We start from the raw sequence: 26,822 nt of genomic DNA on the forward strand, positions 1-26,822 counted from the left end.
AAAATTTAATATTCTACTAAAAAAGAGCATAAAAGACCCTTCGATCTCTACGCTCCATTGTGTAGACATGTAACCTTTGTCTAGTATAGAACAAAGAGTCAAATTTCGCAAGATACTTTATCACATTAAATCAAAAAAATAATATGACTTCTTGCTGAGATTTAGGATAATCATCAGCAAGAATCCTGCTTCGCAGGACAAAATTTGTTTTAACGACAGATTTTGGTCTGGTACGGTTATTGATTTTCCTAATGAAAACAAGAACCTATTCTTTTTTGTTTTATATAATCTGTTCTGATGTTTGTATATTTCGTCGCAGACACGCTTTCGCTTGATTATAAACGTAATGGTTCGTAATGCGCTAAAAAAAACCCAATAAGAACCAACGTTTATAAACAGTTCTGCTCATGAAATATTACAAGCCATCAGAACTCATCTAATTAGTTCAAATAACAAAAAAATATATATTTTTATAATATGGCTAATATTTACTGATTAATTTAAAAAAACAGTAGTTCAAAAATCGAACTACCGTTTTTTTAACTAAAAAGTATGACTTCTTGTCAACTTTATTCAGAAACTCGCATTTACTGCGAGTTTCGTGAGAACAAAAGTCAAGCGGCAAACTGGCCCAAGGCGAAGCCTTTTTAAATGACCAGTTTGCGTAGTTTTTGGAACGCAGTGACAAAAAACTATGACTTCTTGTCACTTACATTCAGAAACTCGCATTTACTGCGAGTTTCGTGAGAACAAAAGTCAAGTGGCAAACTGGCCCAAGGCGAAGCCTTTTTAAATGACCAGTTTGCGTTGTTTTTGGAACGAAGTGACAAAAATCTATTATTTCTCAACAAATTCAGTCTTTATATAACCAGCTTTACCATTGTATTCGATTTCACACCATCCGTCTGCAAAGCACTTCTTAACGGTTATTTCTTCACCCTTATAAGCATTTGTCACAACGCTAGCATCAGTACTTGCTTTTTCACGAATACGAACAGTTTCTTTTACATGATACTTTCCTGCTGAAAGATTGATTGCTTTCTTAGTCTCTTTAGATGAATCAGCCTTTTCTTCAGTTTTTTTGCTATTAGAAGCATTACTACTATCAGCCTTTGTTTCTGATTTTTTGTCGTCAGTCTTCTTAGCCTGAGTATCATTAGAATTTACAGCAACTTCTGTCTTAACTTCAGAGAAATACATTGTAGCAACATATCCCTTTGAACCATTATATTCAATAACACTCCAACCATTGTCGGTCTGACTTATAAGATTATAAACCTTATCTTTCTCCGTCTTTCCTAATACTTCAGATGTCTGATCAGGCTTCTTACGGATATTTATTACATCATTAGCTTTGAGTTTAATTACAACCTTAGTTTCTTTCTTCGACTCTTCTTTATTTTCTTCTTTAGGCGTTGATGCTTCAGTGCTGCCAGAAGCAGATGCTACTTCTGTGCTCTTAGCTTCGCCTGCATCATTACTTGAAGAAGATGATACACTTGCATTTGAAGAAGCTGATGCTGCATTATTTGCATTTGCAACTTCAACACTCTCTCCACTTTCAGATTCATTAGACTCAGAAATTCCCTGTTCAGCAAGAAGCTTTCCAACATTCTGATTAAGTTCAGCTGAAAGCTTAGTCAAAAACTGTTCAAGTTCTGGAGCTGCTTCCATCATACCATTATATGCAACGGAAACTTTATTTGATAAATCTACATAATCATCCTGCAAACTCAACTGTGCAAGATAATCAGATACCTTTTCATCAACATCACCAAAATACAGATAAAGCTGTCCATTATCGCCTGTTCTTATATAATATGAATTAAGTCCTGGAATTGAACTTGTATCATAACCCTTGAACTTTTCTTCAAAATAGACATATGCAACATATGAATTTGGCTCTGGTCCCTGTTTTGTATAAACAGTAATATTATTAAAAGAGTCAATATACTCAGAAGCTGCCTGATAACGTATAAGCGCTGCCTGAGTAATTCCCTGAGACATCGACTTGATTTTATCAACATCGCCTGTTTTCTGTGCTTCGTAAAACATATTTACCAGATTTACGACATCTTGGTGAGCATCCTGTTCCATTACGACATCTTCAGCTTTTACAGATGCTCCATTTGTAGCCCCGCTTTCTGAGCTTCCTGCAGCATTTGTTCCTGAATTTGTAGCATTTACACTAACTTCCTTGTTACCAGGTTTCTTTCCAGCTCGTCCAGCAATAAATAGTGTAATCAATAAACAGATAACTAAAAATGCCGGCATAATAATTCGCTTATGATCAGCAATGTACGTACCAATGGAATTCTCATTCGAACGAAAAGGCTCCCATTTTCTTTTATCTTTCTTACCCATCATGCTTTAAAACTAATCCTCTTTTCCTGCTTTAATAATTCATGTATTTTAGAAACTTAGTCCTAAAAACACACATTTTCTAGAACATATAAAAAATGCTCTATATAACAATTGTATCCATACATATAAATAAAACAAGCAATATGACAATTTTACATTTTTCTTAACAATTAGTCAAGGTTTTTCAGGAAGAAATAAGGCTTTTTTGTTTTGACGTTGTAACTTTACTATGATATCATAATATAGATGTCAAAAAACATCATTAGTTTTGCGCTCGTAGTCTAACGGATAAAACAAAGGCCTCCGACGCCTTAATTGCAGGTTCGATTCCTGTCGTGCGCATTCGTATAAAGAGATATTGTTTGATTAAGTTTTTTCAAACAATATCTCTTTATTTTTTTAAATAAAAAGCTAATATAATTTTAATTTTTGCAAATTGTTATTTCATCCCTTTGGAAATTATATAAGTAAACTTCATCAGATAAGAAATCGATTTCATCTACTGAAGTCTGATTTACACTTTTAACTATTTCCTTTAAATTCATTATTTCATAACAGTCAGCAGAATCTGCTACAGCTAAGATTATAAGCTCATGAACAGATGACGGCAATATATAAAAACTCTTGCCCAAACAGTCAGCAAAAAATTTCATAAGTTTACCACTTAGAATAAGTGATGACCCAAACCGCCTTGCAGCATTGGATACCACGAACATATGAGATGTATCATTTCGAAAATAGCTTTTTATTTTCTCCATGTTTTCATCATCTACATCAGATCTTATATCAATCCAATCTTTTCCTATACCTCGTCCAAGCTCAATATTCAAAATCATCTTCTCGATAGAAATCATCTTTGGTTCCAGCAATTCAATATTATTTATTGCTATTTCATAAAGCTTATCCTCAGATATCTGCCATCTTGAAAACAAGTCATTCTTTATTACTATAACACCGCCATCTATAATATTATCACAAGATACATAATATATCACAGCTAAATCATGAACCTTTCTATAAGGCATATTCAAAAGCCCCTCTTTGTTCTTCTCATAGTTTATTACTTTAGGAAATACTCTATTCTTTATTTTTTCAAATTCTTTCAAAAAATCAACATTTACACACCTATGAAGATTATTCTGATTAAGCTTACTGACTATATCCCTACATATGCCTTCAAAATCACCATTTTTCTGATATTCCTCGTAATACTCTTCCAAGTATACAGTTGCAGAAATATTCTGTGTCTTTTCTTTTATACTAAGACCATGAAGTTTAACCCCATTATTTTTTTCAACCACATTAATTATAACAGCCGAATTATTATTGTCTTCCCCTTTTTTAGAAATACTGCCATTGCCCATGCAGTATCCTTCCACATATTCTCTAACTTTCTCGATAAACAAATCAAATTTCATACCAAACTCCTAAAAAACAAAAAAGGCAATAGACATTCGAAATTAATCGAACTCTATTGCCTTACAGATTCTATCACTAGAGCATTATACTCTAAACTTAAAATATGAAAGAATACGTGAAAATTCAATTTATAATACTGAATTAAACACGGCTGAGATATTCACCAGTTCTTGTATCGATCTTAATCTTATCACCCTGGTTAACAAACAATGGAACGTTGATTGTAGCACCAGTCTCAACAGTAGCAGGCTTAGAAGCACCTGTAGCTGTATCACCCTTGAAACCAGGCTCTGTCTCTGTAATCTCAAGCTCTACGAATAAAGGAGCTTCAACAGCAAATACGCTTCCGTTGTAGGAGCTAACCTTGCACATCTCTTCTTCCTTAACGAACTTCATTGCATCACCAACAACATCGCTGCCAACTGCAATCTGCTCGTAGCTTTCTGTATCCATGAAATTGTAGAGATCACCATCATTGTAAAGATACTGCATATCTCTTCTTTCAATTCTTGCCTGTGGGAATTTCTCTGTTGGACGGAAAGTTGTTTCGATAACACCACCGTTGATGATATCCTTAAGCTTTGTACGAACGAAAGCTGCGCCCTTACCTGGCTTTACATGCTGGAATTCAACAACCTGGCAAACCTTTCCATCTACTTCAATCGTAACACCATTTCTAAAATCGCTGGCTGTAACCATAGAAACCTCCTGAAAAACATATCAATTATAAAATCTAACTGCTGATATTATCAACAATCTTTTTCGAAAGAAAATAAGGCCTTATTCTGAATAAATAAACCTTCAAATTAACAAACAACTCAACATAGTTTATACTATGAAACGTATTTTTGTCAATACTCTATTATTTATGTAAAATCATATCTATCGCTTCAAGATAACCTTCAAGTCCATGTCCTACAATCTGTCTGTCACACGCAGCACTAGTTACTGAATGGTGCCTGAAATCTTCTCTCTGACTTATATCGGATATGTGAACTTCAACTTTATATATCTTTTCAAGACTTTTTAGTGCATCATGTATAGCATATGAATAATGTGTGTACGCACCCGGATTTATTACTATTCCATCTATATTATTATAATATGCTTCCTGGAGCTTATCTATTATTGCTCCCTCATGATTTGACTGCCATATTTCAATGTCAGTCCCTGTTTCTTTTGCCTTTTTAGTTATCATTTCTACAAGATAATTATAATCTTGCGTACCATAAATATTCTTTTCTCTTATTCCTAAAAAATTCAGATTAGGACCATTTATTACTAGTATCTTCATCCTTCCCCCTCATATGCTTTTACAATCTCTTCTGCTACCTGACTTTGAGTTTTCCCATCTGTATCTATTACAATATCAGCTGCAAGTTCATAAAGTGCTTCTCTTTGTTGCATCAAATCTTTTATTTTCTTCATCGGATCATCAACCTGTAAAAGAGGTCTTGAAGCATTACCTGATACTCGTTTATAGATGCTTTCTGGAGAGGCTTTTAAATAAACTACCATTCCTATTTTCTTTAAAAGTCTCCTATTCTCTGCTCGAAGAACAATTCCCCCTCCTGTAGCAAGAACAATTCTATCATCATTGTCTTTATTAATATTTCTTAAAGTCTTGGTCTCTAAATTTCTAAAATACTCTTCGCCCTTTTCACTGAAGATAGAAGAAATGGAACATTCCATGCTTTTTTCAATCAAAAAATCTGTATCAAGCCTTGTACAACACAGATTAGAGGCAAGATTTTTGGAAACCGTTGATTTACCACTCCCCATAAAACCTACCAGCACTATATTCTTTGGCTTATTAAAAAAGTCAACCATCTTCTGATAAATTTCAGCTGACCACTTTTTCTCAATCACTTTTCCTGTCCAAAGTTCATAAGCATCTATCCCCTGAAAAAGAAGCATTTCAAGTCCACTCAAAGTTCTTGCCCCATGTTCTTTGCACATTTTAATGAAAGTTGTTTCCATAGGTCTATATACTATGTCATAACCAGTATGAATCATTTCATAAAACTTTGGATCATCTATAATAACTTTATCGTTATTTGGGTACATACCAACTGAAGTACTCTGAAAGCAAAGATATGCTATTTTATCGCCGTTATCATCTTTTTGCGGAATTATTTTCCATTCATCAAGTGATAATGCAAATACCTTAGAGCAATTATCATCTTGACTTTTTAATTCGCTTTCGATTTCTCTTGCTCTATTTACACTTCTATTTAGAATATAAATATTTGCAGCTTTTTTCGCACTCATTAAAAGTGCAACCGCTCTTGCTACTCCGCCCGCCCCAAGAATAATGACATTTTGATTTTCAATAGAGACATCATTATTTTTTAAACTTCTAGCAAGTCCAGTCATATCGGTGTTATATCCTTTATACCCTTTCTTATCTTTGCAACGAACAAGAGTATTTACTGCACCAATTTTCTTTGCAAGCGGATCAATCTCTATCAATTGCTTAATAACCTGCTCCTTATACGGAACTGTTACGTTTAGTCCTAGTACTCCAAGTGCATAGGCTCCATTAATAGCATTTCCAAGTTCATCCTCTTCAACATCAAAAGGGACATATACTAGATTATCTCCTGTATATTCCGCAAGACTATTATGTATCATAGGTGATAAAGTATGTCCTGCCGGATGCGCAATCAAGCCACAAGTTTTTGTTCTCCCATCTGTCTCATTCATATATTTCTCCCTAACTAAAGCTTTAAATGCCTAAATCTACAATTCCAGCACTTTGCAGCAATTCTTTGGTATAGTCAGCCTGTGGGTTTTTGTATATATCCCTGGTTTGACCAAATTCAACAATTTTACCTTTTTTCATTATAGCCACATGATCACATAAATGATATACAACTCTCAAATCATGTGAGATAAACAGAATAGAAATACCCAATTTCTCATGAAGATGCTCTAACAGTTTCAAAATCTGAGCCTGAATAGTAACGTCTAAAGCTGAAACTGGTTCATCTGCTATCAGAATATCTGGCCTTTGCATTAAACTTAGTGCTATACTAACCCTCTGTCTCTGACCTCCTGACAATTGAGAAGGCATTCTATCAAGATATTCTAACGGAAGCTCAACTTGAGTTAAGACATCCTTCATTCTCTTATCAATCTCCTCTTCCGTCCACTTCTTTTTTCTATCTGCTCTAAGCGACTCTCTAAGAATCCACCTAACACTTCTTCCCGGATTAAGGCTTCCATATGGATCCTGAAAAATCATCTGAGGATAATCATCTGTCTTTTGGATAGTTCCTTCAAAATCCTTATTTATTCCCACAATAGTTTTGGCCAGAGTAGACTTTCCACTTCCACTTTCACCAACCAATCCCAGAATTTCACCTTTTTTCATTGAAAGTGACACACTCTTAAGTATTTGCTGTCGATTTGATTTAGAAAAAAGACCTGTCTTATGATTTCTATAATAAACATTCAAATCCTTTACCTTAAGAACATCCTCACTGTACTTAAACTCGTCGATATATTCTGTATCATTTGCTATATCTACTACCGGAATAGCAGCTATTAATTCCTTTGTATAACTGTTTTTTGGAGAATTAAAAATCTGCTCGGTATCGCCTGATTCTACAACTTTTCCTTTCTGCATCACCAATACCCTAGAACATAATTGTCTAACAAGGCTAAGATCATGTGATATAAAAATAATAGCAGTTCCTTTTTCTCTGTTTATTTTTCTAAGCAGTTCTACAATCTGAGCCTGAACTGTAACATCGAGCGCAGTTGTTGGTTCATCAGCAATTAAAATTTGCGGATTTCCAATCATAGCAGCGGCTATCATAACTCTCTGACGCATTCCCCCCGAAAGCTCATGTGGATACATTTCATATATTTTCTCAGGATTATACATTCCTACATCTGCCAGCATCTTTACTGCACGTTCTTTCCTTTTAGCAGGTGATACATCCAAGTGATGTATTCTTAAACTTTCCTCAATTTGCCATCCAATCTTTTTTACTGGGTTTAAAGAAGTGTTAGGTTCCTGAAATATCATAGAGATTTCATCACCCTGAAAAGTTCTAAGAACACTTCTTGAACAAGTAAGCAGTTCTTTACCTTGGAACATTATCCTTCCGCTTTTGGTCAAGCTTTTTCTATTTAAAAGACCTGCAATAGCCATTGCGCTAAGACTTTTGCCAGAACCGGATTCACCAACAAATCCAACTATTTCTCCTGGAAACAGTTCAAGATCAAAATCCTCAACCGCTGTTTCTGGAGATGCATGGTCATGAAATTCGATTTTTAAATTTTCAACTGATAAAATAGGCTCTCTATTTGATTTATTTCCCATTTTCTTGTTTGCCTTTCAGAAGGTTACCTTCAAAAATACTATTAGTTTTCTTTATCCATTCTTATGCCTTCTCCAAGAAAAGAAAAGCCAAGAACAATCCAGACAATTGCAAATCCAGGTCCTATAACACAAGCTGGATTTGTCAGCATATACTGCTGTGCGCTTGAAAGCATGCTTCCAAGGCTATCATAAGGTGGTTGTGAACCTATTCCAAGGTATGACAATCCTGCCTCTGCAAGAACTGCATTATTAAAACCAATAAGTATAGATGACAATAAAACACCATGAATATTTGGCATGATATGCCAAAAGATAATTCTAAGATTAGAAACACCCTGTAATCTTGCACTTCTAACATAGTCAGTATCACGACACCTCAATACTTCAGAACGAACTATTCTGGCAAATGACGGAATAAATGCTATTCCAAGAGCAATCATTACTTCAATATTTCCGGTTCTGTATAGACTTACAATAATAAGAGAAAGAAGAATTGATGGAAACGCCAACATCGCATCAATTATGCGCATAACTATCTCATCAAAAAAACCTCCAAAATATCCTGCCAATGCTCCAATAACAGAACCTATTCCAGCTCCTATAATCATAGTTCCAGATGCAATAAGAAGTGTTATTCTACTGCCGTACATAACTCTACTGAATATGTCTCTTCCTTTATTATCTGTTCCCATGATATGCCTTACAGACAACCCCTGTAGTTTCTCTGATGCACTCATTTTAGTTGGATCATATGGTGTCCAGAAAACACCAACAAGAACAACAATAAGGCATACTCCCATAAGTATTGATCCTGTTATTAAATATGCATTCCATTTAATTCTGCGCTTCGAACTTTTCATATCAAACACTCTTTTTCTAAGTTTATTTTAATAAAACTGCTTTTAAAATTACCGGATTATGATCAGAATTTTCAAATGAATAATCCTGCACCTTCATATACTCAACTTTGATATTAGGTGAAACAATAAAACCATCAATAACATAGTACTGAAATTTATCAACAGATGTATCTGCTCCTTTGTAAGGTCTATCTAATGAACGACAAGAGGGTGTATCTTTATCCATCACAAACTGCCAATTTTTTTCAAACTCATTTATATCAAACACACCTGATACCCATATTCCTTCCATTACAGGAAACTTACTAATATTAATATTAGAAAAACTTTGATTGAAATCTCCACCGGCTATGACATAATTTCCCTTCTGATACTCCTCTTTTAAATAGTTTTTTAAAAGGTTAGCCTGAGCAATTTTTCCTTCACCACTGTCATAAGCTTCGAGATGAAGGTTTATAACAACCAGCTCTTTCCCTGTATCCTGACCATTTTCATCCACAACCTTCATTCTATCTGTCATTAAACATCTTTTCAAATTCACAACTCTAGATGGCCACTTAAACGGGCATGGAAGTGATGTCCTAACTGCCTGTCCTATAGTAAACTTTGAGAAAGTCCCAAGTCCGGCATTAACTTTACCAATTGGCGGAATAGGATAAGGTACAAAAAAAGTTTTGTAATTATATGCAAATGATGAATCAAAATTCCCACTCAAATTGTTCAATATTTCCCTGTATTCATCTGTTTTGTAAGAACGTGTCGAATTTCTATCCATTTCTTGCATTAGGCAAATGTCGGGATTATGTTTATTTACAACTTCTGAAATTTTCTGAACATTCAATTCCACTCTTTCTTTATCTGAAGTATTAACACTTTTTCCTCCATCCATAAAGAAATCAGCATTATCTCCTAAAGCTCCATAACCAATATTCCAACTTAATATAGAAAAAGTTTTTCCAACTTTTGGATAATTCTCATCCTCCAAAGTAGAAAAGATTTCAAGAAATGTAGTTTCTTGTGGTCGATATTCAAAGATAGTCAAAAAAAGAATCAATGCAGAAAAACTGGCCACAAAAAATAAAACAATTCCAACTAAAATCTTGATAAGTTTTTTTAGAACATTGTCTTTTTTCATAGCATTTTCCTTTCATTTTTCTTTTAGAAAGCCATTTTGGGGCAACTACTAATTTTATTATCTTTGTTATAGGTTCTTGTTTTTCCTGATGAAAACAATAACCTATAGATTTTTGTCACTACGCTCCAAAAACTACGCAAACTGGCCATTTAAAAAGGCTTCGCCTTGGACCAGTTTGCCGCTTGACTTTTGTTCTCACGAAACTCGCAGTAAATGCGAGTTTCTGAATATAAGTGACAAGAAGTCATACCTTCTTTTTATGTTCATTTTATTCTTATAGACTTTCAATTCGAGGGTCAATTATTCGATAAATTATATCCACCATCCAATTAACAATCATTACTAGAATAGCTACTCCCATAATTATAGCTTGTACAACCGGATAATCCCTATTGTTAATCGACACAAGTAGCATTCTTCCAAGCCCTGGGATACTGAAAACCTGCTCGATTACTATACTTCCACTAACCATATCTGCTAATGCCATTCCCATAAAAGTTATTACTGGTATTAAAGCATTTTTAAGAACATGAAGATATAACACACCTCTAACAGTGTTACCTCTGCTATAAGCAGTTCTGGTATAATCTTTGCGCATTTCCTCAATTACACTTCCTCGAAGAAGTTTTACACTCATAGCAATCTTAGGAAGCGCTACAGCAATTGCAGGAAATATAAGATAACTTATAAATCCTCTCATATCTGTCTTCCATGACACAAAGCTTCCAGGCACAAAAAGTCTGAATGTCAGACCAAATATAAGTGTAAGTAATATTCCTGAAAAAAAAGGAGGTATTGCCATTACTACCTGATCAACTACAAGAAGGACATGATCTACTACACTTCCTTGATGTCTGGCTGTAAATATTCCAAGCGGAATAGACACTACCACCATTATCAAAAAAGCCATAAGTGCCATAGAAATAGTAATAGGGATCTTATCTATAAGAAGTTTTGATACTGATCCATACGAGTATGACTGCCCCAAGTCACCATGAATAAAGCCAGTTGCCCAACGTATATAACGGACAAACAACGGATCTGTCAATCCCATTTCCTTTCTTAACGCAGCAAGTTGCTGTGGTGTAGCCTCCGTTCCAAGTCTTCTAGCTGCGGGATCTCCCGGAATAATATTGAACGCTAGAAATACTAACATTGAAACGACAATTAGTGTTATTAACATCATTAAAGTTTTTTTCAGAATATATTTCATGAAAATACCTTTTTCTTTTCGTAGAATTATTTAAAAAAAGAGTCCGGCCTTTCGGTCAGACCCCTTTTTATTTACATAAATTACATTTAAATATTACCTAGAATTCAAGTTTCGAAAACGCTTATAATTTACACCTTATAAAAAATAAACATTAATTTGCAAGGCGAATCTTGGCAATATCCTGAGCATATAACGGATAGAACTGATATCCAGTAAATTTCTTGTTCAAAACAACAAAAGAAGGGAGATCCTGAATATAAACGCTTGCTGCCTGCTGCGCCAAAATCTTTTCACATTCCTTATAGGCACTTGTCTGCTTATCGTCATCAACTGTTGCAAGTGCTTCTTTAAACTTCTTATCAAAATCATCATTTTTAAAGTTTATAAAGTTACCACTAGAATCTGACTGATAACGGGCAAGAAGTGATGATGCATTAAGTGTAGAAGCATCAATACCAACTACAGTTGACTCAAATTTTCTTCCATTATAAACATTCTCTAGCCACGTATTCCATTCTACCTGCTGAATCTTGGCTGTTACACCAATTTCTTTAAGTTCTTCAGCAATTACTTCTGCAGTATCAACATGTTGCGTATAATTGGATGGAACTGTAATTGTGAAACTGAATCCATTTGGATATCCAGCTTCCTTAAGAAGTTTCTTAGCTTTATCTGTATCCTTTTTATATACATCATTAAGCTCTTCCATGAAATACTTCTTAAATGCCGGGAACATAGCACTTCCCACTTCATATCCTTCTCCGTCTGATACAAAGCTCATAATCTCAGAAGGATCAACTGCATAGCAAAGAGCCTGACGAACTTTAACATCATTAAAAGGCTTAGACTCATTATTCAGATAAAGCGCTTGAACTAGGTTCATACTACCCTTGTAAGTTTCAAAATTTTCTTTTGAAAGCTGCGCTTCCTGCGTACTAGTAACACGAGCAAACATATCTATTGAACCACCTTCAAGATCCATTACAACAGAATCTGGATTAGATTCAATTTTGAAAACAACATGCCCAATATGAGCTGCGTTATCTGCATCCCAATAATCATCAAATTTCTCTAATACAACATTCTCCTGTGGTGAACGAGATACATATTTATATGGTCCAGTTCCAACAGGCATGCTATCAGCAAGCTTATAATCCTTTGGCATGATAGCAACTGTCATATATGTAATAAATTCAGAATTAGCTTCGTTTAATTCAATCTTAACAGTCTTATCATCCGCTTTTTCAATTGATTTTACATTCTCAAATATAGATGCTCCAGTTTCTTTATAACGATTAAGAGAAAATACGACATCGTCAGCTGTTACTACAGCATCATTGTGAAACTTTACTCCATCACGAATTGTAAATGTATATGTTTTGCCATCTTCTGATACTTTATATTCACTTGCAACTGCTGGATTTATATTTCCCTCACTGTCTGGCTTTACAAGACCTTCATAAACGTTAAACAATACTTCCCTAGTACCTGCAGCCTTGACAATATGAGGATCTAATCCGTCAAGATCCTGAGGTATACCAACCGTAAGTGTAGCATTTTTTTCTTCGTCTGTTCTAGCCTTGCTGTCTTTACTAGCATCAGCTTTAGAATCAGCACCATTTGCTTCTGCACCGGTTGTTTGTTCTGATGTAGAAGAAGGATTCGCTGTCTTGTCGCCTGAACATCCACTCAGTGCAATAGCCAATGTTGAAAGCACAGTAAGAATAGCAATATTTTTCTTTCTCATGTTTTCACTCCTCTTCAGCGCATAAGCGCAAATTTTTTTCGTAACAAGAGGATATTACGCTTTTGTTAAAAGATTGTCAAGACAAATCTTGACTCATATATTTTTTATTTATTATTAATTACATTCTTTAATTCATCCATAAATGTGTTAACATCTTTGAATTCACGATATACAGACGCAAATCTAACATATGCAACAGGATCAAGATCTTTTATCTTATCCATTACCATTTCTCCAATTGTCATACTATAGATTTCTTTCTTTTCAAGATTATATATTTCGCTCTCTACTTCATCTACAAGCTTTGTAATCTGCTCTGCACTAACAGGTCTTTTATGGCACGCTCTAAGAACTCCGGCCTCAATTTTTGATCTATCGAAAGATTCACGATTATTATCTTTCTTAATTACTATAAGAGGTATTGTCTCGACCTTTTCATATGTAGTAAATCTTTTACCGCATGAATCACATACCCTTCTCCTTCGGATAGATGTATTATCATCAGCTGGGCGGGAATCGATTACTCTTGAATTATCCAAACCACAAAAAGGGCATTTCATAACTGCTAAAACTCCTTTCAAATGAACAGTAAGTTACATCTGACATAAAAAATATTATAAATAACTAATCGAGTAGAAAATATATGCCACAAACTACCCGCCATAAGTTATATATATAAGTTATAACTTATAATTAGTAATAACCTATATATAGAATAATTCGCTGCAATATATGCTCCTACTCGATTCTTATATTCGTTACTGTTTACTTTTCCTAAACAGTAACGAATTTCCAATTATTTTCTAAGAAAATCCGGAATTTTTAATGTTTTAGGTTCAACTTTAGAGCCCACATTTCCATTTAAAAACGATGTTCTTTGCTGATTATCATTTGTAGTTGTCTCAGGTTGTATCTGCTGCATTCCATTTGGCTGCGGAGATACAAAAGGCTTTGGTTGAGGAACTGCACTTGTAGTAGGACGACCAAATACCTGCTGTGCCTGTGGTCTAGGCTGTGCATTTGTCTGAATAGGCCTATTTACAGGCTGTGCTACAGTTGCCATATGTGGTGCTGCCATGCTATTACTATTATCCTCAATACCGGTAGCAATAACTGTAACTTTACAGCTGTCTGCCTGAGTTTCATCATAAACAGAACCGAAAATGATATTAGCTCTGTCTCCTGCCATCTCCTGAACATAGCTTGCAGCTTCAGAAGCATCTGTAAGTGCAATATCACCGGATACATTGATAATAACATCAGACGCACCAGCAATTGTTGTATCAAGAAGAGGACTTTCTACAGCCTGCTTAACAGCATCAGAAGCTTTATGGTCGCCTGTTCCAGCACCGATACCAATATGTGCGATTCCTTTATCCTTCATTGCAGTCTGAACATCAGCAAAATCCAGGTTAATAAGACCAGGCACATTAATAAGATCAGTAATACCTCTAACTGCCTGCTGAAGAACTTCATCAGCCTTCTTAAGTGCATCAGGCATAGATGTACGACGATCAACTATCTGTAACAATTTATCATTTGGAATAACGATAAGAGTATCTACACTACTCTTAAGATTCTCAATTCCCATCAATGCATTCTGCATTCTAGCACGCGACTCAAAACTAAAAGGCTTTGTAACAATTCCAACTGTCAAAATGCCTTTTTCTTTTGCACAGCGTGCAACTACAGGCGCTGCACCTGTTCCGGTTCCGCCACCCATTCCGCAGGTAACGAATACCATGTCTGCGCCTTCAATAGATGCAGAAATATCTTCTACGCTCTCTTCTGCTGCTTTCTCACCAACTTCAGGCTTAGCTCCAGCGCCAAGACCTTTAGTGAGCTTCTCACCAATCTGAAGAAGTTTTGGTGCTCTGCACAACTGCAAAGCCTGCTTATCGGTATTCATTCCGATAAACTCAACTCCTGTAATACTTTCAGCTACCATTCTATTTACAGCGTTATTGCCTGCTCCACCGACTCCCACAACGATAATCTTGCAAGCAGACTCAGCCTCATTTGACTTGATTTCCAGCAAAACGGCTCCTCCTTCACGAGTAATCACTCTTTTCCTTAATATATGATACGATTTTTTTGACGATTTAGCAATACAAAACTAATATGTTTCCTCAAACCTGATTGTTTCCTTATTTTCGTCATAATCCTCTAGATGCAGCGTGCCTTTTTTGCCACTCAATCTCTTAAGAATATACTCTAATTGTGTCACTTTTTCGTCAATATTTTCTTCTGTTCCAATAGCAACTTTAACATTTTTAAAAAACAAATAAACGTTATAATTTTTATCGAAATAAATTTTGTCAGCACTAAGTTTGTGTTTGGTCAAAAGCTGTGTAATATCCAATACTTCATCGAACACTTTTGCTCGTTCAACCGGTAATGCTTCATACATGACAACACTGTCAAATTTAAGTCCCATGACCAGTGGCACACTTTTAAGCTGTTCAACAGAAGAATCTACAACTATTCCTTCACGGTCAAAATACATATATCGATCCATGTAGAAAATGCACCCTGCCAAAGCCTTTTCATAAACGTTAATACGTACGGTATTTGCAGATTCAATATTGACTGTAATTTTCTGAATAAACGGAATATTCTCAATATCCTTGTCCATATATTTCAAGGATAGATAAAGTGAATTATGTGAAAAACTCCCTTTCATTACAATATCAGAAATTTCTTTATCTGAATAGTAGGAATTTCCATCTACATATACATTTGTCACTCTATATTTCATTCTGATAAATAAAACTATGCTTACAAATATCAGAAAAACAGCAAGTATTGTAAATCCCAGTACCACAAGACTTTTATGCAAGTGCATAAATTTCTTAAGAGAAAAAGGTTCTCTTTTCTTTCTTACTTTCTTTCTTACTTTCTTTTTAGTCCTTATTATTTTTCCATTCTTAGTTATATATCTACCTACACTATCCGGGCTCCCTCGGACACTTTTAAAATATTTATTTTTTGCCAAAAGCTTTTCTTTTATTGTTCTTTTTATTCTTTTAAAAAGAATAGAATAAGCATTAGTATCTTTTTCCGGCAATGGTCCAAAACGTTCTTCTAAAGTCTTTCCTTTTTTAGGGAACGATTCGACTTTCACTGTTTTTTTGGACGAGACTTTCTTTTTTGTTTTCCTTGTCCCAATTGGCTTTTTCTTGACGTTATGCCGCTTTTTAACTGCCCTATTCATTTCTATCACCTTCTATCATCATAGACTGGTGTAAATCTTGCAACATTGGATGCAATCCCAAGTTCAGCTAACTGAATAGCTATAGCTGAGCCACCATAACTGATAAACGGAAGTGTGATTCCAGTATTCGGAATCGTATTTGTGACAACAGCAAGATTCAGCATAACCTGAATCGATATATGTGCCATTACTCCAATTACAAGAAGTGCTCCAAACATATCAGGTGCACTATCAGCAATTTTTTTTAATCTCCAGATAAGTATCATGAACATTATAAGCACTACTGCTGCTCCAAAGAATCCAAGTTCCTCGCAGATAATTGCAAAAATCATATCGTTTTGTGCTTCCGGAAGGGGACCTAACTTCTGAACGCTCTCACCTAGCCCCTTTCCAAACAAGCCTCCTGAACCAATTGCATATAGACTTTGTAATATCTGCTGACCTTTTGTGCTTGCATATGCTTGTGGATCAAGCCATGCCAAAATTCTTAACATTCGGAAATCCAAATTTCCGTTTATGTTTGCCTTTGCATACACTACCAGACCAACAGCCATGACAACCACAATAACAACGAGAGCAATAAATGGAAATTTCTTTTCACAGGCAATAAAAAGCATGACATACGCAATTCCTGCGATAATAATAGCAGTACTAAGGTTTCTAGTTACTTTATAAACCAAAAAAACTGGGATCAAAACCAAAACACTCGTGAGCATAAGACCATTTCTGGTAGAAATCTTTTTACCAATCTTACTGATAAAACCTGCCAAAAAAACTATCATTCCAAATTTAGTAAGCTCAGAAGGCTGAACAGAAAGACCGAAAATTCTAATCCATCTGGTAGCACCATTAGCCGAATACGCCAAACTTGTTTTAACCAAAAACAGAACTGCATTTGAAGCAACATACGATAATAAAATGAACTTTTTATATAAGATATGATAATCTTTGGTAAATGTCAAAATAAAGAACAACACAAGTCCAAACGCCATGGATATAACTTGTTTTTTAAAATAATAATATGGATTATGAAAAGTTATTGTAGCTTCATAATTACTGGTAGAAAGAAGCATGACAAGACCAAATGCAAGCAAAAAACAAACTATTGTCAATAGCTCAAAATCAAAATAATATCTTTTCTTAAATCTAGCTTTTACTCTTTGCTTTGCATCCATTGCCATACTTCCACCTACTTTCCATACTTGTCAGGTTAAATAATTATAAGGAGGCTACATACTCCTTGAAAATCTTTCCTCTAACCTCATAACTAGGGAACATATCCCAGCTTGCGCAGGCTGGAGAAAGAAGAACCGCTTCTCCCTCCTGTGCATTTGAAGAGCAGTATCTAAGAGCCCCTTCAAAAGTTTCTTCGTGATGAATATTATTAAAACCATGTTTTCTTGCACATTCATCAATTTTTTGTGCGGTTGCACCTATTAAAACGAGTTCCTTTACTTTTCCATCAAAAGCTTCAATCCACTCGTCATATTCGTTTCCTTTGTCATATCCTCCGCCAATAAGGTAAGTTGGCTTACTCATAGCTTTAATTCCCTGTATAGCAGCGTCTGGATTTGTTCCCTTTGAATCATTATAGTAGTCTACACCATTCTTTGTTCCAGAGAACTCTATTCTATGTTCTACAGCTTTGAACTTTCTTACTACACGAAGAATTGTAGAAAGAGTAACACCCATTGCAAGTGACATCGCAATAGCCGCCATAACATTTTCAACATTACAGGTACCTACAAGATTCATGTCATGAATGTTCATAACAGGCATCTTCTCGCCATTTATTGCATAAACAATCACATCTCCATCAACATAAAAACCATTTTCAAGCTTTTCTTTTGATGAAAAGAAAACAACCTTTGCAGGACATCTTGATGCAAACTGTCTCGTATACTCATTATCATAATTGAGCACACATGTATCATCTTTTGTCTGATTACTTGTAACATTAAATTTGCATCTTGCATACTCTTGCATTGTATGATGACGATTAAGATGGTCAGGTGTTACATTAAGTACAGCAGATACTTTTGCATGAAAATTCTCGACAGCTTCCATCTGGAATGAACTTACTTCTGCAACAGAAACGCTTTTATCAGTCATCTTCATAGCTTCAAGAGCATAAGACTTTCCAATATTACCAACGACATAGACTTCTTCATAGAAAGCTTTCATTATCTCACCTACAAGCGTCGTTGTAGTTGTCTTTCCATTTGTACCTGTAATAGCTATAAGACTACCTTTTGCAAAATTATAAGCAAGTTCTATCTCACTCCAAATCGGAAGAGACTTTTCTTTTAATCTCATTATAGTCGGAGAATCAAGCGGAACTGCAGGACTTGGTACTACAAGCACAAGTTCCTTTATAAGTTCATCACTCAAAGCTCCAATAACAATAATAGCTTTATCTCTGTCTGCTTCATCAAGTTTATTTCTAACATCATCTTCTTTAACTTTTATGTTTTCATCAAGAAGAACCGGAATTGCTCCATTTTGGCAAAGTAAATGAGCTGATCCTATACCTGATACACCTGTTCCAATAACAAGAACCTTTTTTCCTACTAAATCCATCTGATCCTCCAATTACAAAAGAGCCCAAGCACCAATAAGACAGCCAATAATTGTCACTGTAGTAAACGCATTAACAACCTTAGTCTCAGACCATCCACCTTTTTCATAATGATGATGAATCGGTGCCATTCTAAAAATCCTCTTACCATGAGTAAGTTTAAAGTATCCAACCTGTAAAACAACAGATATTACTTCTACAGCATAAATAATACCAATAATAGGAATCCACAACTGTATTCCCATCACAAGACTTGCAGCTGTAACAAATCCGCCAATAGCAAGTGAGCCACCATCACCCATGTACACCTTTCCCGGATAAACATTATAGAACAAATATCCCAAAAGTCCGCCAAACATAGCTGCACAAACAAGAGAAATGTTTCCATTAAGATAAAATGATGCAAATACAAAAAACGCTGCTACTACTGCTGTAACACTTCCGCAAAGACCATCAACACCATCAGTAAAATTGGTTCCATTGGTTGTAGCCAGCGCCACAATGAACAAAAACGGTATATTAAAAATTCCCAAATCAAAAACAATACCTGTAAATGGTACTTTCATTGCAAAAGAAAGGTCAGTAAATTTAGTAAAATAAACAGTAAAAATAACCATTATCACAAACTGGAATAATAATTTCTGCCAAACTCTAAGACCCAGGTTCCTCTTCATTACAACCTTGATATAATCATCAGTTACTCCAACAAGGTAAAATCCCAATGTAAGAATAAGTACAAGTAGAATAGACCTATTCTTAAAAGCGGAAGGAATTGACACTATGAACATAGGAAGCAAAAAGATAATTCCGCCCATAAGCGGTGTTCCAGCTTTCTTCTTATGCGATTCAAGCCCTTCTTCTCTTTCTGAATCTTTAATTCCAAGTCTCTTAAGCCATGGAATAATAATTTTTCCGGCAGCCAGAGCCAAAATCCAGCTGAGTAATACAGGAATTATTACCTGCGAAACTACGTTTTCCATTTCAAACCTCTTTTATTACATGTGTATTTTTATTATTGGCAAAATACATATAAGGTGCGCATTTTGCCAATAAGAATTAACCCTACGCTCCATATTATGATTTTATTTGAATAAAGTCAAAGCCTTTTCATAAAAACTTTTATCATAGTAGTCATTTATGGGTTTCCAGCAACGCTATTACCTTCGGAAGAAGTAGGTACAGATTCTACATTTTCATTGGAGCTTTTCTGCGATGCATTATTTCCTGTATCTCCATCATCCAATCCCTCAGCTGAGCCAGCTGTTGAATTTGGAAGTGAGGATTCTCCTCCTGTTTCTTCTCCTGTTTCAGGATTTATTAAATTTCCATTTTCAGGGTCAATATAATATCCTGTATTAGGATCTTTTTTAAATGATTCCCATACCCTTGTAGCTGACTTTGCTGCATTATCTTCGTTAGAAGCCTTCGAAGTACTTGAGTTTTCACCACTTTCACTAGACGAGCCGTCAGAGGAACTATTAGACGAAGCTTCATTTGAAGGTGTCTGCTTAACTTTCATGCTTTCAAGTTCCTGCTTTTCCTCATCACTAAGTTCTTCCGTCATAGGAAAATGAAGATATGGCATAACTTCTGTCAATACTTTTCTAACAATACGGGTTGCAAACTTTGCGTCAGCCTGAAAAGCAGCATTTGGTCTATCTACAACAACATAAATTGCGATTTGTGGATTATTGGCCGGTGCATATCCCATAAAAGAAACTACATAGTTCTTTTTATCTCTTGGTATAGTTTCTGCCGTACCTGTTTTTCCACCTATCATATATCCAGCTGGTCTTGCCGTTTTACCAGTACCTTCTTCACCAGAAACTACTGCATTACAATATTGAACGATTTTCTTTGAAGTCGATTCTGATATTGTCTGCCTTATGATACGCGGCTCTATATTCTTTACAGTAGCACCATTAGGCGACAAAATCTCACTTACAAAATGAGGTTGATAATAATAGCCTCCGTTTATCAAAGACGAAAAAGCTGCAATAGTTTCAATCATAGTCACATTGAAGCCCTGACCAAAGCTTCCGGTTGCAAGTTCTGTTGGACCAGTCTTATCTGCTGGATAAACAAGCCCTGCAGTTCTGGCCTCACCCACAATATCAGCATTTGTTTTTAAGCCAAAACCAAATGTATGCTGATATTGTGCGAATATTTCCGGTCCACAAGCCTGAGCCATCTGCATAAGTGCTACGTTACAAGAAATCTCAATTGATCTTTCAACAGAAACCTGTCCATCACCAAATCTGTTATGACATCTAATGGTAGTACCTGCAACATCAAGACCACCATTACATGTATAGACTTCGTTTCCTGTTATCTTTCCCGAGTCAATAGCTGCTGCTACAGTAAAAGGTTTCGCAACTGATCCAGGTTCATAGGTAGCTGATACACAGAAATTCTTCCATAATGCATTAAGATTCTTAAGTACCAGTTCATCAGACATTCCTGCAAGATTAGCTTCATTTATATATCCGCCTGTTTCAGCATCAATACTTACTTTCTTGCCATCCATATCCACCATTCTCATTCCTAGAAGTCTGGAAGTATCTTTTGGTGTATTGGGATTATAAAACGGATAACTTGACATAGCCAAAATATTACCATTGTTAACATTCATAACTATGCATCCGACATTTTCTGCCGCATTACCTTCATGTACAGCATTTGCATAAGTATCATTAAACTCCTGAAGATACTTTTCTACAATTCCCTGAATATTACCATCTATTGTTGTAACAATACTGTTACCATCTTGAGCAGGTATTGTTGTTCTCTCTAAATCGCTATTATCATCAAGATATCCGTATTCTCTTCCCGCGATACCATTAAGAGTATTGCTATAATATTCCTCAAGACCAAACTGTCCATCATTATCCTTGTTAGTGAATCCAAGGATATCACATGCCATTATATTATTGGGATATTTTCTGATATAGGTTGGTTCCAGCCAGACACCTTTTACCTTAGCATTATATTTGTCTGCTCCTGGAGTTATGACTTTTTCAAATTCTTCAACCTTATCATACGGAAGCTCCTTTGCTAGTATATGATATGCCGATGTCTTATTATCTTTGATGTACTGTTTTATTTCATCTCCATTAAATCCGAAATATTTCACAAGATTATCAACAGTAGTATTTACTATTTCATCTGGATCCTTTTTATTAGTACTCTTAGATGACACAAGCTGGCGTACGTCCAGAATAACATTATATACTTTCTCACTTACTGCTAGAACTGTGCCATTTTTATCTAATATTTCCCCTCGTCTATAGGGCAAGGTCTTAGAATCATATTTTCTCTGAGAAAGAACTACTTTCTCATAATCTTTTCCATCATGCTTAGTAATGCTAACAACCTGTGCGCCCAAAAAAACAAATATCAAAAAAACTATTATGAAAACCTCGCTAAGTCTCCTTTTCATTCTTTTGTTGAATCTTTGAACTTTTTTCTTTTTTCTTGCCATATATAGACCTCTACCTTACGTGCACTTTTTAAAATTAGTGCTAGAAAAAAACATAGAAAAATGCCGGAACCAACTACCCCTCCGGCACTTTTTATAGGAAATATAACATTTATCAATTCTCCGGAATTGCATGCTTTTGTCTTACAAAATCATCGCCGCCTTCGTCAGAATATGTGATAACCTGATCCTGATTTGCATAAGTCATTCCGTATTCTTCAATTGCTATCTTTTTTATCACTTCAAGATCCACATTACTGTTTGCTTTATTATAAGCTTCATCATTACTTTGTTTAAGCTCATGAAGCTGACTCTGAAGCTGCGAAATTTCATTTACACTATTAGTAACTTTAGAACGAAGTGATACAAAACTTACAGTAATTGCTACAAATATGCCAATACCCATCATCAAAATGAACATATGTCCATACGGATGGCTGTCTTTTCTTGGTCTGTACTGGGTCTGTATTTCGCGAAAACGGTCACTTTCACGCCTCTGCTTCTGTCTAACTGAAGTAGAGTATGCAACACTTCCATGCGTATATCCAGTTTTACGAAAAGATGCATTTCTTTTTGAATCCTTCATCGCATTTCTCCTTTTTCGTTTTTACCCCATCCAGTTTGCTTCTAAGCTTGTTCTCTAACTAAATTCGCATTGTATATAAGTTTCATCAATAAGACTAAAAAATCTATATTTTCTCGAAAACTCTCAACTTAGCACTAGCTGATCTTTTATTATTATCAAGTTCTTCCTGTGAAGGTAAAATTGGTTTTCTTGTAATTACTTTTCCCTTTGACTTCTTGCCACATACGCATACCGGAAATTCCGGAGGACAAGTGCAAGGATTTTCATTTCTCTTAAAATTAACTTTTGTAATGCGGTCTTCCAAAGAATGGAAAGTAATGATGCATATTCTTCCGCCAGGATTCAAAAAATCAATCATTTCATCCAGTGAATCCTGAAGAACATCCAGTTCTCTGTTGCAGGCAATACGTATTGCCTGAAATGTTCTCTTACTCGGATTACCACCTTTTGTTCGAAGCTTAGCCGGAATAGACTCATGAACAATTCTGTCAAGTTCTCCGGTTGTTTCAATTTCTTTTTTTGCTCTCTCAATGCAGATATGCTTTGCTATATTTTTAGCAAACTTATCTTCTCCATAATCTCTTATAATATGATAAAGTTCCATCTCAGACCACTCGTTAACAATATCCCTTGCAGTAAGACTCTGACGCTGATCCATGCGCATATCAAGTGGCCTATCTTCCTTGTAGCTAAATCCTCTATCAGCTTCATCCAGCTGATAAGATGAAACTCCAAGATCAAGCAAAATTCCATCTACGCCCTTTACTCCCAACTCTTTGAGGCGTTTCACTGCATTTTCATAATTATCTCTAATAATAGTAACTCTATTAGAGAACGGTTCAAGCCTCTTACTAGCAGCATTAATAGCATCTGCATCCTGATCAATTCCATAGAGATGACCTTTTTCGGAAAGCTTTTCAGCAATGCAACTAGAGTGACCTGCTCCCCCTAAAGTTCCATCAAGATATATTCCATCAGGTTTTATATTTAAATTTTCTATCACTTCATTTAAAAGGACAGAAATATGTTTAAACTCCATTTTATTTCTTCTCTTTCATTTAATAATCGTTGTCAGCTTCCAACTCTAAAAGTCCAAATCCAACTCTTCTGCTATAGCTCCAATGTCATCAAAGGAATCCTCGCTCCATTTCTTTGCACTCCAGATTTCAACATGCGAGCCGACACCCACAACAATTGCTTCCTCTTCTTTACCAATACCTGCGTATTCCAATAGATTAGCCGGAATAAGAATTCTTCCCTGTTTGTCAAATTCAGATTCCATAGCACCACCAATATAAAATCTTCGAATTGTTCTGACCTGTGGTTTGGAGCTTGGAAGTTTCTGCAGTTTCATTACAAATTCTTCCCATTCGCTTTCGGGGTACAGCAAAAGACACCCATCCTGTCCCCTCGTGAGCGCGAATCTGTCTCCTATCTCATCGCGTATCTTAGCTGGGATGATGAGTCTGCTCTTAGCATCAATTGAGTGACTGTACTCACCCGTAAGCATTCACATTCTCCTTAAAAATAAAAACTGGCATTTGTCACCACTTACTACCACTCTTCACCACTTAAACTAATTTTATAACAGTTTTTTTTAATTGACAACCTCAAATCAGCCTCAAAGCCGCATAAAAAAAGGCGCTCCGCAAATTAATGCCAAACGCCTTTTTACAGCATATTGTATTCAAAAATATCACAAAACACAATATATTCCATTTCATTATCTAAAAACAACTCTTTGCATCCACAAAAAATAAACTGAAATTTTTTATTTTTTATTCTGTTTTTCGATTATTTTTGCATGCATTCTATATCGGACGACAACATCAGCAACAACTGCAAGCACAAACAGAGAAAATCCAAGCATCTGTGAAACCGGAATATTAGTATTCCATAAATGAAGCTGATCTGTACGAAGCGTCTCAATCAAACCTCTCCCTAGTCCATATCCTCCAAGATAAAACAGCATAAGCTCACCATCAAATTTCTTATGGTGAAGATACAAAAGCATAAGTATCAGAATCATAAGATTCCAAAGACTCTCATATAGAAAAGTCGGATGAACTTGAATATAGTTGGTTCCTTCTACGATATGCTCTCGCATCAAAGTAGTAATCTCATTTGGACGAATCATAGAAAGCGGAAGTCTCATTGCAAAAAGATTATCAGTATAATCTCCAAAAGCCTCTCTGTTGCAAAAGTTCCCCCATCTTCCGATTATTTGCCCAAGGATAAGTCCATATACGCCAGTATCTGCCATTAAAAAATAACTTTGTTTTTTCTTTTTGACATATACAAACAAAGTTATAAATCCCACAATGACTCCTCCATATATTGCAAGTCCGCCATTTCGGATATTCAAAATCTGCAGCAAATCATTTTTGTATAAATCCCAGGAAAAAATAACATAATACAATCTGGCACCCATAACAGAAAAGATAACCAGATAGATTGATAAATCCCAGTAATCATCAGGTTTCTGACCAGTTTTTTTGGCTACATATGCAGCCAGAGAAACAGCCAACATCATCCCAATGCCGATAATCACTCCATACATCGCTATTCTAAATCCAAAAATAGTAAAATCTTTTGGAACATATGGCAAATACAAATGTAGATGAGGAAAAGCTATCGACATGTCGTTCATTGTATCAGGCATAAATTCTCTCCCATCAGTTACTGCTTGCAGATTTTTTTGCAAGCAGTAATTATTGTGCGCTATTTAATTATATTAAACGTTAAAGCGGAATAAAATAACATCGCCATCCTGAACGACATACTCTTTTCCTTCCATACGAACAAGTCCTTTTTCTCTTGCATTAGATAAAGAACCTTCACGAAGGAGATCTGCATAGTTAATAACTTCTGCCTTAATGAATCCACGTTCGAAATCAGTATGAATTTTACCTGCTGCCTGAGGTGCCTTTGTACCAATCTTAATAGTCCATGCTCTACACTCATCTTCACCTGCAGTAAGGAAACTCATAAGACCAAGAGTACGATAGCTAGCTTCAATAAGCTTATCAAGACCAGACTTTGTAAGTCCCAGTCCTTCCAAAAATTCTGCCTTCTCATCATCATCGAGTTCTGAAATTTCTTCTTCAATCTGAGCACTGATTACAAACACTTCAGATCTGCCTTCTGCCCAGTCACGAACTTTTTGTACATACTGATTAGATGCTCCATCATCTGCAAGGTCGTCATCCTTAACATTAGCAGCGAAAATAACAGGTTTCCATGTAAGAAGATCATAAGAGCTAACAAGCTTCTTCTCATCTTCATCATCAACTTCAAGAGCGCTGGCAGGCTTATTTGCTTCAAGAACTTCTTTAATTCTCTTTAAAAGTTCAAGTTCTTTTGCTGCATCCTTATCCATTCTTGCAGTCTTTGTAACTTTGGCAATTCTTCTCTCTAATACTTCTAGATCTGCAAAAATAAGTTCAAGATTAATAGTCTCAATATCTCTTACAGGATCAACACTTCCATCAACATGTACTACATTTGTATCTTCAAAGCATCTAACGACATGAACAATTGCATCACATTCTCGGATGTTTGCAAGGAACTGGTTTCCAAGACCTTCACCCTTTGAAGCTCCCTTTACAAGACCAGCGATATCAACAAATTCAATTGTTGCCGGCGTAACTTTCTTTGTATTATACAGTTTTCCCAGATCCTTCAATCTGTCATCCGGAACTGCAACAACACCAACATTCGGCTCGATTGTAGCAAATGGATAGTTTGCTGCAAGTGCTCCTGCCTTTGTAAGTGAATTAAAAAGTGTTGACTTTCCAACGTTTGGAAGTCCGACGATTCCTAGTTTCATATCTCATATATCTCCTTTAAAAGTATTGATTTTATAAGCTTTTTCGAGCATTCCAATTACTTGGTG

General features: G+C 35.6%; 22 protein-coding genes and 1 tRNA gene. 1 reads left to right on the plus strand and 22 read right to left on the minus strand.

What is annotated here, in order from left to right:
- Positions 1 to 837 precede the first annotated feature (837 nt).
- On the minus strand, positions 838 to 2,367 hold the full coding sequence (locus G634_RS0102200) for an SH3 domain-containing protein (protein ID WP_026503925.1): 1,530 nt from the start codon (positions 2,365 to 2,367) through the stop codon (positions 838 to 840).
- Positions 2,368 to 2,634: 267 nt separating this feature from the next.
- Between G634_RS0102200 and G634_RS0102205 the strand changes: the two genes are divergently transcribed.
- A tRNA-Arg gene (locus tag G634_RS0102205) sits at positions 2,635 to 2,706 on the plus strand.
- A gap of 80 nt (positions 2,707 to 2,786) precedes the next feature.
- Here G634_RS0102205 and G634_RS0102210 read toward each other — a convergent pair.
- The 21 genes from G634_RS0102210 to ychF all read right to left on the minus strand — a co-directional run bounded on the left by G634_RS0102210 (position 2,787) and on the right by ychF (position 26,756).
- Entirely contained in the window at positions 2,787 to 3,782 is a 996-nt protein-coding gene (locus tag G634_RS0102210; protein ID WP_026503926.1) for a DUF5688 family protein, read from the minus strand.
- A gap of 142 nt (positions 3,783 to 3,924) precedes the next feature.
- Positions 3,925 to 4,482, minus strand: coding sequence for an elongation factor P (gene efp, locus G634_RS0102215; RefSeq protein WP_026503927.1), 558 nt, complete (start codon positions 4,480 to 4,482; stop codon positions 3,925 to 3,927).
- Positions 4,483 to 4,645: 163 nt separating this feature from the next.
- Entirely contained in the window at positions 4,646 to 5,077 is a 432-nt protein-coding gene (locus G634_RS0102220; protein WP_026503928.1) for a type II 3-dehydroquinate dehydratase, read from the minus strand.
- Positions 5,074 to 6,489 (minus strand): shikimate dehydrogenase, encoded by a 1,416-nt coding sequence (gene aroE, locus G634_RS0102225; RefSeq protein ID WP_026503929.1) that lies wholly within the window; start codon positions 6,487 to 6,489, stop codon positions 5,074 to 5,076. Before aroE ends, G634_RS0102220 begins: the two co-directional genes overlap by 4 nt.
- A gap of 22 nt (positions 6,490 to 6,511) precedes the next feature.
- Positions 6,512 to 8,116, minus strand: coding sequence for a dipeptide ABC transporter ATP-binding protein (locus G634_RS0102230; RefSeq protein ID WP_026503930.1), 1,605 nt, complete (start codon positions 8,114 to 8,116; stop codon positions 6,512 to 6,514).
- A 41-nt stretch (positions 8,117 to 8,157) separates the two neighbouring features.
- Positions 8,158 to 8,976 carry an ABC transporter permease gene (locus tag G634_RS0102235; protein ID WP_026503931.1) on the minus strand — a complete coding sequence of 273 codons (819 nt, stop codon included), beginning with the start codon at positions 8,974 to 8,976 and terminating at the stop codon, positions 8,158 to 8,160.
- A gap of 22 nt (positions 8,977 to 8,998) precedes the next feature.
- Positions 8,999 to 10,111: an endonuclease/exonuclease/phosphatase family protein gene (locus G634_RS0102240; RefSeq protein WP_026503932.1), complete on the minus strand. Its 1,113-nt coding sequence runs from the start codon at positions 10,109 to 10,111 to the stop codon at positions 8,999 to 9,001.
- 274 nt (positions 10,112 to 10,385) lie between these two features.
- Positions 10,386 to 11,324 (minus strand): ABC transporter permease, encoded by a 939-nt coding sequence (locus tag G634_RS0102245; protein ID WP_026503933.1) that lies wholly within the window; start codon positions 11,322 to 11,324, stop codon positions 10,386 to 10,388.
- Positions 11,325 to 11,475: 151 nt separating this feature from the next.
- On the minus strand, positions 11,476 to 13,071 hold the full coding sequence (locus G634_RS0102250) for an ABC transporter substrate-binding protein (RefSeq protein WP_026503934.1): 1,596 nt from the start codon (positions 13,069 to 13,071) through the stop codon (positions 11,476 to 11,478).
- Between the two features lie 104 nt (positions 13,072 to 13,175).
- Complete coding sequence (nrdR, locus tag G634_RS0102255) at positions 13,176 to 13,631, minus strand: transcriptional regulator NrdR (RefSeq protein ID WP_026503935.1); 456 nt, start codon at positions 13,629 to 13,631, stop codon at positions 13,176 to 13,178.
- 236 nt (positions 13,632 to 13,867) lie between these two features.
- Positions 13,868 to 15,109 (minus strand): cell division protein FtsZ, encoded by a 1,242-nt coding sequence (gene ftsZ / locus G634_RS0102260; protein ID WP_026503936.1) that lies wholly within the window; start codon positions 15,107 to 15,109, stop codon positions 13,868 to 13,870.
- A gap of 78 nt (positions 15,110 to 15,187) precedes the next feature.
- Positions 15,188 to 16,285 carry a cell division protein FtsQ/DivIB gene (locus tag G634_RS20065; RefSeq protein WP_051233630.1) on the minus strand — a complete coding sequence of 366 codons (1,098 nt, stop codon included), beginning with the start codon at positions 16,283 to 16,285 and terminating at the stop codon, positions 15,188 to 15,190.
- A 5-nt stretch (positions 16,286 to 16,290) separates the two neighbouring features.
- Positions 16,291 to 17,466: an FtsW/RodA/SpoVE family cell cycle protein gene (locus G634_RS0102270; RefSeq protein WP_242826747.1), complete on the minus strand. Its 1,176-nt coding sequence runs from the start codon at positions 17,464 to 17,466 to the stop codon at positions 16,291 to 16,293.
- Positions 17,467 to 17,503: 37 nt separating this feature from the next.
- Positions 17,504 to 18,865: a UDP-N-acetylmuramoyl-L-alanine--D-glutamate ligase gene (murD, locus tag G634_RS21320; RefSeq protein ID WP_026503938.1), complete on the minus strand. Its 1,362-nt coding sequence runs from the start codon at positions 18,863 to 18,865 to the stop codon at positions 17,504 to 17,506.
- A 12-nt stretch (positions 18,866 to 18,877) separates the two neighbouring features.
- A complete protein-coding gene (gene mraY / locus G634_RS21325) occupies positions 18,878 to 19,843 on the minus strand; it encodes a phospho-N-acetylmuramoyl-pentapeptide-transferase (protein ID WP_026503939.1) in 966 nt (321 codons plus the stop codon).
- Between the two features lie 155 nt (positions 19,844 to 19,998).
- Positions 19,999 to 22,344, minus strand: coding sequence for a penicillin-binding transpeptidase domain-containing protein (locus G634_RS17655; RefSeq protein WP_081676424.1), 2,346 nt, complete (start codon positions 22,342 to 22,344; stop codon positions 19,999 to 20,001).
- 112 nt (positions 22,345 to 22,456) lie between these two features.
- Positions 22,457 to 22,927 carry a hypothetical protein gene (locus G634_RS17660; RefSeq protein WP_051233631.1) on the minus strand — a complete coding sequence of 157 codons (471 nt, stop codon included), beginning with the start codon at positions 22,925 to 22,927 and terminating at the stop codon, positions 22,457 to 22,459.
- A 103-nt stretch (positions 22,928 to 23,030) separates the two neighbouring features.
- Positions 23,031 to 23,966, minus strand: a complete 936-nt coding sequence (rsmH, locus tag G634_RS0102295) for a 16S rRNA (cytosine(1402)-N(4))-methyltransferase RsmH (protein ID WP_026503940.1) — start codon at positions 23,964 to 23,966, stop codon at positions 23,031 to 23,033.
- A 45-nt stretch (positions 23,967 to 24,011) separates the two neighbouring features.
- Positions 24,012 to 24,437, minus strand: a complete 426-nt coding sequence (mraZ, locus tag G634_RS0102300; protein ID WP_026503941.1) for a division/cell wall cluster transcriptional repressor MraZ — start codon at positions 24,435 to 24,437, stop codon at positions 24,012 to 24,014.
- A 261-nt stretch (positions 24,438 to 24,698) separates the two neighbouring features.
- The gene (lgt, locus tag G634_RS0102305; protein ID WP_242826748.1) at positions 24,699 to 25,589 is read right to left on the minus strand and encodes a prolipoprotein diacylglyceryl transferase; all 891 of its coding nucleotides are present in this window, start codon (positions 25,587 to 25,589) and stop codon (positions 24,699 to 24,701) included.
- Positions 25,590 to 25,661: 72 nt separating this feature from the next.
- Positions 25,662 to 26,756 carry a redox-regulated ATPase YchF gene (gene ychF, locus G634_RS0102310; RefSeq protein ID WP_026503943.1) on the minus strand — a complete coding sequence of 365 codons (1,095 nt, stop codon included), beginning with the start codon at positions 26,754 to 26,756 and terminating at the stop codon, positions 25,662 to 25,664.
- Positions 26,757 to 26,822: the final 66 nt, after the last annotated feature.

The organism is Butyrivibrio sp. NC3005 (genome assembly GCF_000424545.1).
In the GTDB taxonomy this organism is placed as follows: domain Bacteria; phylum Bacillota; class Clostridia; order Lachnospirales; family Lachnospiraceae; genus Butyrivibrio.